We start from the raw sequence: 11,895 nt of genomic DNA on the forward strand, positions 1-11,895 counted from the left end.
CCGATCCGTCCACCAGGGGGAGGTGAGGCCGAGAAGCCAAACCTACCGGCACTCCCCACGGCCGCCAGTGGGCAAGTTTTCGTGGCCATCCTTGGGCAGGTGTAGTGGCCGTCACCGGGCAGAACTCAACGGCCCTTGACAGCCACTCCTTGTGGTCGCAGAAGGATATTTCGCCCTCACAGAGACTGTTAATATCACTGTGAGTGATCGGTAGTAGCTCAGTTCTCAAGGATCACCGGCGGTTCGGGCCCTAGATAATCCAGGGGTCGCCGAGTTCGCGCGGTCTTGGTCGTCCCACGACCAATCTTGAATCCCGAACGGCACCCCCAAATCGGTAGAAGTGTACCGAGTCACATGCCGGATCGATGATTCCCTCAAGTTCGATAACGAGCTTCCTATACGACACATCGGAGAGGCGGCATTCGAACACCGAGTACTGAACCCGGCTGCCGTAACGCTCGCAGACCTTGGCGACGCGGGTCAGGCGGATCTCTCCGTCCCGGGTATGGGTGTCGATGTCGTAGGTCACCAGCACGTCCAATCAGGTCTCGATCACATAAGGGGGGTAGGCCGGGAGGTCGCCACGCAGAAACCTGGCCAGGAGGGTCGCCTGGACGCTCGGGAGCGTCCACCGTGGGACCGCCCGGCCCAGGAGCCGGTGGAGCACCTCCTCCCCTTTGAAGATGTCGTAGTTCCGGAACACAACGCTCCGGCCCTCCTCGGTGAGGTAGCAAGCGCCACCGGCCGTATTCACAAAGTGCTCGGCCCTGAGTTGGTGCCGCCCGATCAGGCGGAGGGCGAAGCGGTCGGCTATAGCGGGCCGGAACTCCTCGAGCACGTCGAGAGCCAAGGCCGGCCGTCCTGGGCGCGCTCCGTGGAGGAATCCAATCTGCAGATCCAGTCCCACCGCCTCCAACGCCCCGCTGATCTCCGTCGTCAGGAGCCCGTACATGAAGCTCAGCAGCGCATTGACGGGGTCCCGAGGTGGGCGGCGGGTCCGGATGCCGAAGCGCAAACCGCTGCGCTCGGCGTCTAGGCGGGCCGTCAAGGCTTTGAAGTAGCGCCGGGTTGCGTCCCCCTCAATGCCCCGGATCCTGTCTCCGTCATCCGTCGCCGTGAGCCCTTGCAACCGATTCTCGATCACTTCCTGTTCCATGATTACCATCGTCCGGCCCGGTTCATCGATGTCGTAGCGCCACCGCCCGAGGAGGCGCCGGTAATTCTGCAGCTTGCCAGCAACAAACCAGCGCGCCAGTTGCGCACACTCCAGGGGATTGCTTGCAGCCCCGAACTGCGCCTGCCGAAGGTGGACGTTCCCGTGAGCGGGCCCCCCGACGACGAATTGCACCCGCCCGCCCCGGCGCAGCGACGTCACCCGGATCCCACGCTCCACGCAAGCGGCGATAGCATCAGTGGTCAGTAGGCTGCTTCCAAGGAGGACCACAGCCTCCAGCGACTCGATGGGCACGCGAACCCTGGTGGCATCCCTCCTCGTGACCAGCAGCGACCCCTTCTGCAGGGCAACCTTCGTCCCGTGCCCCTGGCCGTAGAGGGAGTTCAAGATCCGCATCGAAATACCTCCCTTCTGAGGTAGTCGACGGTCTCGTCCGGCCGGGCGCAGACATGGGGGAGGCAGTGCCCGAGCAGTTGGCACTCACGACACCGCGCGTCGTCAACCGGGGCGGGCAGGCGGGCTGCTACGAGGACGGAACGGACCTGTTCGATGCAGGACTCCGTACGCTCTCTGAGGGCCAGGTCCATGGCTACCGCGACTCTCCGGCGGGGAGCGGAGAACCAGAGGTACCCGGTTGGGACCGGCGTCCCCAACATCTCCTCGAGGCAGAGGCTCTGGGCGCATAGTTGGAGATGGGCGGCGTCCCCGTGGCGGCTCCCCATCTTGTACTCCACCAGCGATGGTGTCCCGTGGGCATCGAACTCGACCGCGTCCGCGCGCCCGGTCAGTCCCAGCTGTTCGGACCAGAGCGGCAATGCCCGGACAACGAGCTTGCCGCGCTCCATGCGCTGGCCCGACGTATCGGCCCGGACGTGGCCCCGGGTTCCCACAACGGTGTGGACGTTGTCGGACCAAACCCCGTCCACATGGATGAGCGCGCACTGCCGTGGGCAGTAGGCATAATGCTCCAGCGCAGCAATCTGGATGACCAGCTCCGGGTTTATTCGACTCGCCTTGAGGCATATCCCCGCCGGGTATCAGCCGATCCGACCGGCTGAAACGCCACGGAGCGGTAGCGGGTGAGGACGCCGAGCCGCCACAGCGACTCCCGAGCCGCCCGGGTGTCCGGCGCAAAGGCTTGCACTTGGTCCAACAGGGCGTCGATCCCCCAACAGTCGAGTGCTGAGGACCACGCCACCCACCCGAACTCCCAGTCCTTCCAGCCCCGCGTCCGGATCTGGGGACCATTGCCCCGCACTGGGAACAGGGCCAGCCCAAAGAATGCCAGGCATTCGACGACCGGGTCCACCATCGGTCCGGCCCCGGGCTGAACGCCCGACGGGAAGCGGCGGGCGTCAAATCCGAGCCCGTTTGCAGCGACTCGACTGAGGGTTCCAGCCAGCGACTTGCTGACCAGCTCTGCTCCTCGCTCCCCGATCGCCTCCCGGCAGGCGATCAAGCGCTCAGAGAGGGTGATGCCTCTGGGTACCGGTGGATCGAAGGGGCTATGCGGAAGCTCATCCTTCAGCGGTTCCTTTAAGTCGGTGAGGGTCGCACCCAGGAACGGATCGGCCGCCTGCCTGGCCACCCTCGCTCGGTCCTGGTATGCCGGGTGCGACACCTTTCGCGGCAGCTCCAGGGCACCTTCCAACCTCTTGGTGATCGACAGCCCGTTCAGGTACTCCAGGGTGGGCAAGGCGGCTGCGATTGCGTCACTGCAGTTGCCCTCGGCCGACTGGAAGCAGGCCGTCGGCACGGGATCGGGCGTCCATGACAGCCGAAGGCCCGGGACGAGTACGGTGGCGCCTATCGCGGCCAACCAGGCATTCAGCCAGTCTGCTCCCCAACCGGGCGCAGCTGTTGCAGGCATTGGTCAGATCACCCCCTCTGCATCGGTGCTCCCCTGTTGGGACACGGCGTGGTCCGCTTGGCGGACGATAGCCTCAAGCAGTGCGAGACCCCAGTACCCGTATCGCTTGCACAGCCGCCGGAAGCGTGCTGGCTGCTGCCAGTCTGGGAGTGCGAGGTTGCTGGCCACCATCACGGCGGCGCCATTGTCCCTGAAAGAAACTGTTCCTTCTGAAGCGTCGGCAACGAGCCGCACGAAGGGCCGGCCCTGCCCGTGGTGGGAGATGACCAGGTGCAGCACCAGGTCGTCATCGACACCGCTGTCCAAGTCCCGCAAGACGGCGGCAGCGAGTCGCCCGCTCAACTGCTCGTGGCGGCCACCGCGGGGCCACCCGGCTGCCCGCCGGTACGCTTCGATGCGCTCCCCGGGAGTGGCTGACTTGGCGAGAAGTGAGCCGCCCTCCCTGCCGGGATCGAGCCATCGCTGGAAGCGGGGGTCCGCTTTGCCGATGTCGTGCAACGCACCCGCCAAGCGGACTGCCTCAACTAGCTTGGCCGGGCAGCCAATCCGCCCCGCCATGCGTGCAGAGAAGTCGCCGACCAGGCGGAGATGCTCTCCCAGCTCGGTTCCACGCGCCCGATCAAAGCTCAACTCGTCGAACGCGTCCGAGCGGAGCTGCACCTGCGGCCGGTCCCGTCGCTTGGGCTTGAGGAATGGATCGTCATCGGCCGGCCGGGCTACGGTGGTCGAGAGGCCGCCGCGGAAGGCGTCCAGTTCTTGGTTGTCCAGCCACGAGTGCCAGGGTTGGTCGCCGGAAAGCTGATCCAGGAGCTCGGTGACCAGTGCTTCCTCATCCTTGGTTTCCAGGGGGACGCCGTCCTCTGCCCGCAGGCTGCGCACGACCTCCTTGAGATCGTCGCCCCAACCCGGGATGAGGTTGCTGATGATCGCATCGTCAAGGGTGAGCGTGGGCCCGTCCAGCGGTGACACGTCCAGGACCGTTTGCTTGGACGAGACGTTCCAGCCCAGCTCGTCGTAGAGACCAGTTTCCGGCCGGAGCACGACAGTGTCTCCGGGTCTGAGGGCTCGGAGATCGGACACCACTTCGACGCTTGCCCGGTCGGGCGTCAGTCGGTGCAGATCGCCGGTGGTCAGGTCCGTCAGGGCATCCCGGAGCTCTCCAATCGGGATCTCCACGCTCTCGTGCTCGTGGGCCGGTGGGACCAAGCGCACTCCTGGCTCAGGGAGGTGGGCCCGCCACAGAACCGAGATCCGGCCCTCCTTTTCGACGCCCTCGTAGAACAGCTCCGAGGACGCCTCCCCCTGTGGGGGCTCGGTGGTCTTGGCCCACTCCCACAGGTGGTTGGGGAGGAGCTCACCAACGCGCTTGGGGATGTCGGCGGGAACACCGACCACCTCGACGATCCGCTCCGGGCACATATCAACTGTCCCGCCCGCCGCCGCCGCAGCGATGCGCTGCCACACGGCCTCCGCTTCTACCCCGTAGATCGATGACGGCTCCTTCTCCTCGGGGTGGACGACGACCGCTTCTGAGTTTTCGCGAAGACCGAGTCGGTTCAGGCGCCCGAACCGCTGGACGATCGCCCGAGCACCGGCGCTCTCGGTCACGAGGCAATCGAAATCGAGGTCGGCTCCCACCTCCAAGGTCTGCGTGGCGACGACGATCAGGTCGTGCTCCCTGGGCCCTTGGCGTCCTGCCGGAGCGCCATACGTTTCGTCCAGGACACGGGACCGCACCCGTGCTCCCTCGCGTTCGCGGAACCTTCCGGTCAGGAGCAGGAGTTCGCTGGCGGTGTCGGAGCCCTTCGGCCGGACGGCCCGCCGTTCCAACTCGTCGTAGACCTTCCTCGCCGTGAGCGGGGTATTGGCAAACACCACGCAACTTTTCCGCTCCTGTCCGTCGAGACACGCAACGGCACGCTCGGCCAGCGTCTTGGCCAGGTCCTTCTGGGCGCAGGAGGCGGTGCTTGCCAGTTTTGAGGCGCCCAGCCGCTGACGCACGACCCCGTTCTCACGATCGTGCGCATCCAGCCGGAATACATCGCCGGTTCTCCCGGTCGCCGTGAGGGCTACCAGCCGAGGCCTCGCGCGCTCAGGGGGAAGGACCCGCGTCGGGTCCCCCAGGTCGCACAGTTCGACAGGCCCACCGCGCGCAGCAAGGGTCTGCAAGTTCGCGGCAATGTGCGCCTCGTCCAGCAGCACTAGGCTGTCGACACCCGCCAAAGCTGCATCTACGGGGCGCATCGAGGTGCTGGACCCGTAGCCCCGGAACAGCCATCGGCTAGCGAACATGGGGACAGTGGCGAAGATCAACGCTGGCTGCGATGGGTCAGGCACCCGCGCACCCAGTTCGGCACCGCCCCGGAGCCGGGTGAGATGCAACGGGCCCGGGCTGGAACCCACAGCCGCCAAAGCGCGGAGCGCAGCCGCCACCTGTGCAACCGCCGATCGGTCGGCATCGGTGGCACTGGGCCATGCCACGTCGATCGAATCCGGAGCGGCTAGCAGCCTGGCTATGGCCACCGCCCGGTTGTAAGTCGCGTCCACGAGGAGGCGTCGGTTCACGACGTACCAAATGCGGGTGGGCGCGAAGCGGTCGGCGCCGAGGGTGGCGGCCTGCCAGGCCAGCGACCAGATGGCGATATCCAGGCACGCTGTCTTGCCGAGACCGGTCGGGACCCCAATCTCGGTGGGCCATCCTTCGCGGACGACCAGCTCGGCGAGGCGTGCTTGCCACGGGAGGGGGTCCTGCCCGGCGTGGAGGGCCCGGTAAAACGAGGGGAAGTCCGGGATATCACCCATCGGTCTTCTCCTTGGTGATGGGGGCCATGAGGCCGAGTCCGAATTGCCGTCCCCGGCCGAGGGCAATGGGTCCACGGACGGGTTCGGCGAAGAGCAGCTCCAGGTGTCCGAAGGGATGCCGGGTTGCGCCTCGGTGCGCCTCGGTCGCGGCCAGGGAGACGCCCGCTCGGATGAAAGGCACGCGGGCAACCCGGAAGGCCACCGGCGATTGCTGGATTCCCGCGTGCTGGCACCAGAGCGTTACCTCGTTGCCGGTGGGTCCCCCGGGACTGAACCGCTCGTAGATCACGGGGAATGCCGAAGCCCAACGCCGTGACGGTGTTTGCCATCGCGTGGCCTTCACCGCCACGGGCGGAGGTCCCCAGGCCTGGTCGTCGGCAAGTGCGACCCTGGTGGCGAATTGACCCGCCCGCCCAAGCTCGCGGGTTGTCAGCCATCCCAGAGCCTCCTGCACCCGCTCCACAACCGCCGCCTCCGTGTTCGCCGGTAGCCACACCGCGGCGCCACGAATCATGCCGTCAGCCCGTTTATGGCCAACGCTCGGCAGGGCGAACCAGTGGGCGTGCTGGTAGCCCGTCCCGGTAAAGCCGTGGCCGTGAAGGACCTGGGGGACAGCCTCTTTCTCGCCGCCCGAGAGGACTTGATATCCCTGAAGGACGGCCTCCCGCAGCGCTTCCGTCACTGCAAGAACCCGGCGACCGGGCACAGGAGTGGCGAATCGCAGCCAGGAGACACAAGGGGTCTTGGCATCAGGCCGTGGATCATCCGGGCCGCGGTAGCGGGCATATCTCGTCGGCAGCCAGGACCGTCTCATGGGAAGGCCGCCTGACCATTGTGCGAAGGCATCGTCCAGCGCCTGCCGAAACCCGGACCAAGGCACGGGAAGCACGGTGGCGCCATCGTCCGCCGGCTCCCACATCCGTTCCCAGGACGGCGCGATCTCGCCCTCAGTGCGTACGCTTAAACGCACGGGAGAGTCTGCGCACCCCAGGTACCCGACGCGGGCTGCCCGCGCGCGCAGGCCTTGCTCCTCCGCCTTCGGCACCTTGAGACCCTGCCATAGGTATGTGACAGTCGGGTCGGCGAGAGCTCTCCTTGTGCCTGGGCGGACCAGCGTTGCAGTGCGACCCACGTACTCTTGGACAGCGCCGGTTTGCCCCGACTTCGTATCCCGATGGAAGTCATCCGCCACGACGAATCGGCCGTGAAGCTGGGTTGCCAAGGTGAGCGGCGAGGCGTCAGCGAGGATGATCGGCGGGCTGGCTGACTCCAGCAACGCCAGCTCTGAGCCATCGGTCACTCGCTGCCGGTTGCCCGTGCCGTCGGCGGCCACGAGGGCGGAGAACAAACGGGCCGGGCTGGGTGGCCACTCCCCCGAGTCCAGGTCCCCGCCCATCAGCGCCGTATCGTCTGCCGAGGCCCCGCGGAACGTTCCGTGGAGGAACTCGACCGTGATGGCGAGCATCAGTTGTCCACCGGCCAGCTGCGGCGGATGACCTTCTCAAGCTCGGGGTTGGGCTTGAGGATGAGCGGCTCTGTCTGCCATTTCGAGCCCACCGGCAGCCCTGATCTCTCTGCTTGGCTCACGCATTCCTGGAACAGGTGCGTCGCCGCTTCCAGGGTGATGGGTTCAACCTCTTCGTCGGTCGATCCCCCCAGCCAGGTCCACGTGGCCGCCGTGGTGCGGAGGTCGCAACCGGAGCGGAGATTGAATGCGCCGCCGAAGGCCGCGGCGTGGGCGACTATCCCGAGTGCCGCCACCACCCCCCGACCGGCAGCATTCGTTGCCGCATCGCCGAACCAGATGCGCCGAAGTGAGGCCAACGAGAGCGTGGCCTGCTGCTGGATCGAGTGGAATGAAATGGCGGCCGGTGCCCCATCGAAGATCGCCTGGCCATGCCCGACATTCGACAGGCTGTCCTGCTTTTTCTGCCCTCTCGCCACTGCCGACTTCTTCTCGTCCGTCAGCTGCCACGGAATGCCCACCTCGTCGTTCTCGTCATAAGAAACCTTTTCCGATATCGAGAGGTTGAGTGGGTCTCCCTTGGCCCCAAAGATGCGGGTATCGACAGTTGCCGGTTCGAGTCCCGTGATCTCGGACACCCACGACCGCGCGAGCTTGGCCTGAGACCGCTTGTTGCCAAGATGGGATTGCCAGAATCCGTAAAGCAGCGTCTGTGGAAACCACTGGACCAGGGCCTCCGGTCGGTCGGCCGTTCCATTGAAGAGCGCCGCCCCCACAGGGGCCTTCGCGAAGGGGACGCCGTCCAGGGTTGCATCCCGAAGGTAGGCGTCCGCTTGGCGATGGGGCAAGCGGAAACTCGAGAGCTGGCGGGGCAGGTGGGGAGGGAGTGTCGTCCATTCGGATAGGTCGATGACAATCGACGGAAGGCCAAGCACCTTCCGGTGTCGGTCCAATGCCGCCTCCAGCCGGTTGGCTTGGCTGGGCACGTTGTCGACCACGACGGCATCGACGGCCGAGGCTTCGGCGCCAATGCCGACCCACCGGCGGTCCTGCTGGTACTTCCCGCCTTCGTAGACGGCGGGCTTGACGGGGCTCCCGGGACCGCCCAAGGGCTGGAGGTTGGCCTTGATGCAGAGACCTCCCTCAACTGAGTCGTCGGAGCAGGCCTCGACCAAGCGTGCAGCAGTGAGCTTCATTCCGTTCCTCCTCGCCGGCCTGTTAGTCAGCACAGAAGTGATTGCGCACCGGCAGAAATGGATGCTACGGAGGGGTACCGACAAAAACCCGCAAGTTTCTGGAGAACGCGAAAAAAAGTTAGCGGAGTTCTTTGGCCGCCTTCTTCGGTTCGCCTAGGGCGGGGCAGCGAGTAGCTGCATAAGATTACTAATGGTGGTTCTTGACTATTGAAAGATCCTGTAGTCCCTAAACAGAGGACCCGGCCGTCAAACTTCCAACAAATGGGCCCGGGCCAGCGCTGTTGCGTACTCGCTTGGTTGCCCTGGGAGGATCTCCAGACGGGCTCGGATCCCATCCCCGAAAGGACCGACCTCGACCACACGGGCGACGACTGGGTTCTCCTCGTCCCCGGTGATGACGATGGCGCCTGGAGCGACGCGGTCCGGGTCCCGCGCCTCATCGAGGAAGGCCCATGGGCGGCCGCTCTCGTCGATCTGTTGCAGATCGCAGGGGATGTCGACCTCGACCCTGCGCGCCATTCCGTTGCTGGGCACAGTAACCGCCTCATCGTCGGCCCTTGAAGGGGTTCACAAGGGATGGTCCCAGGATAGCAAGCAGCCGTTTTAGAGTCGGAGCACTGGCGTCGGGAAGCCCAATGTCGAAATGTGGCGCAGCAAACGTGGGGAGCAAGGTGAAGCCGCTTTGCACGAACCTGAGTGCAGGAGCCGCCGCGTACGTGGTGTACGTTCGCAGCTGCCCGGAGAGAATCCCCTCGAGGGAGCCATCCGGCAAGACCGCATGAACACTGACAGAAACCATGGGGAGTCCCTGCAAGCTATAAGCGCGCGCCTGGCGGACGGCTGCCGCGCCGAGTTTGTCCAAAGTGATGGGCCCGCCCCGGACCATGAGCGCGCTCTCGGGCGGTGGCGGCTCCTTCCGTATGAAGGCCTCAATCGGCTGTAGCGGCACGCTGGATTCCTTCCCGTGGGCGAGGGCCCGGCGAGAAAAGATGGGCTCCTGCTTCACCACACCAGCCCATCGAGACGCTCAACGAAGGCTCGCCGAACACCTGCCCATCTAGAGTATCCCACGGACCCGGTCCGGGGCAAGCTACCTAGCCCATGGGTTCAGCCCCGACCGCCCCATATGCTGGGCCCATGCCCTCCAGGCGGGTCGAGACCGCAGTGTCGGCCGGTGGCGTCATCATCGACGCCGAGGGCCGGGTGGTGCTGACCTCCCGCCGCTCGTTCAAGGGTGAGCTCCAGTGGGGCCTCCCCAAAGGCCTGGTCGAGAAGGGTGAGCAGCCTCTGGATGCCGCCCTGCGGGAGGCCCGGGAGGAGACCGGGCTGGAGGTGGCGGCCGAGGCGCCGCTGCCCCGCATCGACTACTGGTACGTGGACAGCACCCGGGACGTGCGGGTCCACAAGTTTGTGCACTGGTTCCGCATGCGCCCCACCGGGGGCGACCCCTCGGCGCATGACGCCGAGACCGAGGAGGTGGTCTTCCTGGCCCCCGAGGAGGCGATCAGCCGGGCCTCGTTCCGCTCGGAGCGGGAGGTGATCCGGGGAGCCGTCTCCTGATCGTTGCCCCGAACCCGGTGCTCTGCCTGAAGATCCGGGCCCGCCTTGCCCGGCCGCCCCGGCCCAGGGCTCAGCCGCTCATGGTTGGTGGAGTGGAACAGCCACCAGATGTACCACTCGTGCAACTATGAAAGGCCCCCCGCCAAGGCAGCCGGCCTCCGCCCAGCCGGCCGCCCGAACGGCTACTCGGCGTCCGGCACCGGTGCCGGGGGCTCCGGGCCCACGTAGTGGCCGTTGGGCCGGATCAGGCGGTTGTCGGCGGACTGCTCCAGGATGTGGGCCGTCCACCCTACGGTCCGGCTGCAGCCGAATGTCGGGGTGAACAGCGTGTCCGGCATGCCGATCATGTGCATGAGGATCCCGGCGTAGTACTCGACGTTGGGGTACAGCGCCCGGCCCGGCTTCAGCTCCTCCAGGATCTCCACCGCCCGGCGCTCGATGTACTTGGCAAAGGCGATGCCCTCGGGGTCCAGCTTCTCGGCGACCCCCCGCAGCATCATCGCCCGGGGGTCGTCGGTCTTGTACACCCGGTGCCCGAAGCCCATCAGGCGCCGGCCGGACGTGACCGCCTCCCGCAGCCAGTGGTCGGCATTCTCGGGCGAGCCGATCTCGTCCAACATCTTGAGCGCCAGGCTGGGCGCCCCGCCGTGCAGGGGGCCGGAGAGCGCACCGATGGCGCCGGCCACCGCCGACCCCAGGTCCGCCCCGGTGGAGGCGATCACCCGGCCGGTGAAGGTGGAGGCGTTCAGGCCGTGGTCGATGGTGAGCATCAGGTACTGCTCGATGGCCCGGCCCTTCTCGGGCGCGGGGACCTCGCCGCTGATCATGTAGAGGTAGTTGGCGGCGTGGCCCAGGTCGGGGTTGGGCTCCACCGGCTCCAGGCCCTGGTTCAGCCGGTACAGGGTGGTGACGAGCGTGGGGAAGATGGCCACCGTCCGCAGCGCCTGGGCCCGCAGCTCCGAGCGATCGATCTGCAGCCAGGGCTTGAAATCGAGGGCATTGCACACCAGGACGTAGCCCGCCTTCGCCGCCTGCAGGGGGACGAAGTCCTTGCCCAGCTGGGCGATGGCGGGCAGCAACGGCTTTACTTCGTCAGGGATCACCCGCAGGGGGGCGGTCTCGGCCAGGAACGCCGCCCGCTCGGCCAGGCTGGGCAGCCGGCCCTCGAACATCAGGTGCCAGACGTCCTCGAAGGTGCGCTTGCCGGCCAACTCGACGCCGCTGTACTGGCGGTAGTGGAAGAAGCCCTGCATGCCCCGGACGTCGCCGATCTCCGTGTCGGCCACCGCCAGGCCCTCCAGGCCCTTGGGCACCTCGCCGGCGTACTTGTCGGCGGGCTGGATGCGGGCCACGCCCATGAGGTCGCGCATGGTGACGATGCCCAGCAGCTTGTCGCCGTCCACGATCGGCAGGTGGCGGTACCCCTTCTCGGTGATCAGCCGGAAGGCATCGGAGATGCCGGTGTCCGGGGCGACGGTGTCGACGCCGGCATGCATCGACTCGGAGACCGGCTGCTTCGACCAGTCCGTACCCGGGCCACTGGCCGAGAGGCGCACGAGGTCACGCTCGGTGAAGATGCCCACCACCTTGCCCTCGTCGACGACGACCACCGAGCCCACCTTGCGGCTGTTCATCAGCGCGGCGCACGTGGCCACGTAGTCCGACGGTGACGCCGTCAGGACGGGCCGGCTCATGATCTCGGAAACCACTCGGGTTTTGGCTGCTGTGCCGGGCATTGGCGTCATCCTCCTGAGAGACTGTGGCCGGGTCGCCGCACGAGCACCTGGGCAACGGGCCACATGGTGCGGCGGCTTTGGGTCAACTCTAC

The 11,895-nt window shown here is 66.6% G+C and carries 10 protein-coding genes; 1 reads left to right on the forward strand and 9 read right to left on the reverse strand.

Annotated elements, in window-relative coordinates:
- Nucleotides 1–250: 250 nt before the first annotated feature.
- The 8 genes from cas2 to VFW71_01130 all read right to left on the reverse strand — a co-directional run bounded on the left by cas2 (nt 251) and on the right by VFW71_01130 (nt 9,041).
- Nucleotides 251–535: a CRISPR-associated endonuclease Cas2 gene (cas2, locus tag VFW71_01095; GenBank protein HEU5001362.1), complete on the reverse strand. Its 285-nt coding sequence runs from the start codon at nt 533–535 to the stop codon at nt 251–253.
- 6 nt (nt 536–541) lie between these two features.
- Nucleotides 542–1,570: a CRISPR-associated endonuclease Cas1 gene (gene cas1, locus VFW71_01100; protein HEU5001363.1), complete on the reverse strand. Its 1,029-nt coding sequence runs from the start codon at nt 1,568–1,570 to the stop codon at nt 542–544.
- Nucleotides 1,558–2,199 carry a CRISPR-associated protein Cas4 gene (gene cas4 / locus VFW71_01105; protein HEU5001364.1) on the reverse strand — a complete coding sequence of 214 codons (642 nt, stop codon included), beginning with the start codon at nt 2,197–2,199 and terminating at the stop codon, nt 1,558–1,560. Before cas4 ends, cas1 begins: the two co-directional genes overlap by 13 nt.
- Nucleotides 2,175–2,870, reverse strand: coding sequence for a hypothetical protein (locus VFW71_01110; protein ID HEU5001365.1), 696 nt, complete (start codon nt 2,868–2,870; stop codon nt 2,175–2,177). Before VFW71_01110 ends, cas4 begins: the two co-directional genes overlap by 25 nt.
- Before the next feature lie 177 nt (nt 2,871–3,047).
- The gene (gene cas3u, locus VFW71_01115) at nt 3,048–5,846 is read right to left on the reverse strand and encodes a type I-U CRISPR-associated helicase/endonuclease Cas3 (GenBank protein HEU5001366.1); all 2,799 of its coding nucleotides are present in this window, start codon (nt 5,844–5,846) and stop codon (nt 3,048–3,050) included.
- Complete coding sequence (csb2, locus tag VFW71_01120; GenBank protein ID HEU5001367.1) at nt 5,839–7,311, reverse strand: type I-U CRISPR-associated protein Csb2; 1,473 nt, start codon at nt 7,309–7,311, stop codon at nt 5,839–5,841. Before csb2 ends, cas3u begins: the two co-directional genes overlap by 8 nt.
- Complete coding sequence (cas7u, locus tag VFW71_01125; GenBank protein ID HEU5001368.1) at nt 7,311–8,507, reverse strand: type I-U CRISPR-associated RAMP protein Csb1/Cas7u; 1,197 nt, start codon at nt 8,505–8,507, stop codon at nt 7,311–7,313. The genes csb2 and cas7u overlap by 1 nt, the downstream gene beginning before the upstream one ends.
- A 246-nt stretch (nt 8,508–8,753) precedes the next feature.
- Complete coding sequence (locus tag VFW71_01130) at nt 8,754–9,041, reverse strand: hypothetical protein (GenBank protein ID HEU5001369.1); 288 nt, start codon at nt 9,039–9,041, stop codon at nt 8,754–8,756.
- Nucleotides 9,042–9,644: 603 nt separating this feature from the next.
- Here VFW71_01130 and VFW71_01135 point away from each other — a divergent pair.
- Entirely contained in the window at nt 9,645–10,067 is a 423-nt protein-coding gene (locus VFW71_01135; protein ID HEU5001370.1) for an NUDIX domain-containing protein, read from the forward strand.
- A gap of 182 nt (nt 10,068–10,249) precedes the next feature.
- Here the strand turns inward: VFW71_01135 and VFW71_01140 are convergent, their stop codons facing one another.
- Nucleotides 10,250–11,761, reverse strand: a complete 1,512-nt coding sequence (locus VFW71_01140; GenBank protein ID HEU5001371.1) for a citrate/2-methylcitrate synthase — start codon at nt 11,759–11,761, stop codon at nt 10,250–10,252.
- Between the last annotated feature and the right edge of the window lie 134 nt (nt 11,762–11,895).

The sequence above is a fragment of the Actinomycetota bacterium genome (assembly GCA_035765775.1).
Classification (GTDB): domain Bacteria; phylum Actinomycetota; class CADDZG01; order JAHWKV01; family JAOPZY01; genus DASTWV01.

Bases quoted from the DNA above. Each gene is read 5' to 3' on its own strand.
- cas1 (HEU5001363.1), bottom strand. From the start codon at position 1,570: ATGCGGATCTTGAACTCCCTCTACGGCCAGGGGCACGGGACGAAGGTT.
- cas3u (HEU5001366.1), bottom strand. From the start codon at position 5,846: ATGGGTGATATCCCGGACTTCCCCTCGTTTTACCGGGCCCTCCACGCC.
- csb2 (HEU5001367.1), bottom strand. From the start codon at position 7,311: ATGCTCGCCATCACGGTCGAGTTCCTCCACGGAACGTTCCGCGGGGCC.
- cas7u (HEU5001368.1), bottom strand. From the start codon at position 8,507: ATGAAGCTCACTGCTGCACGCTTGGTCGAGGCCTGCTCCGACGACTCA.
- VFW71_01135 (HEU5001370.1), top strand. From the start codon at position 9,645: ATGCCCTCCAGGCGGGTCGAGACCGCAGTGTCGGCCGGTGGCGTCATC.
- VFW71_01140 (HEU5001371.1), bottom strand. From the start codon at position 11,761: ATGAGCCGGCCCGTCCTGACGGCGTCACCGTCGGACTACGTGGCCACG.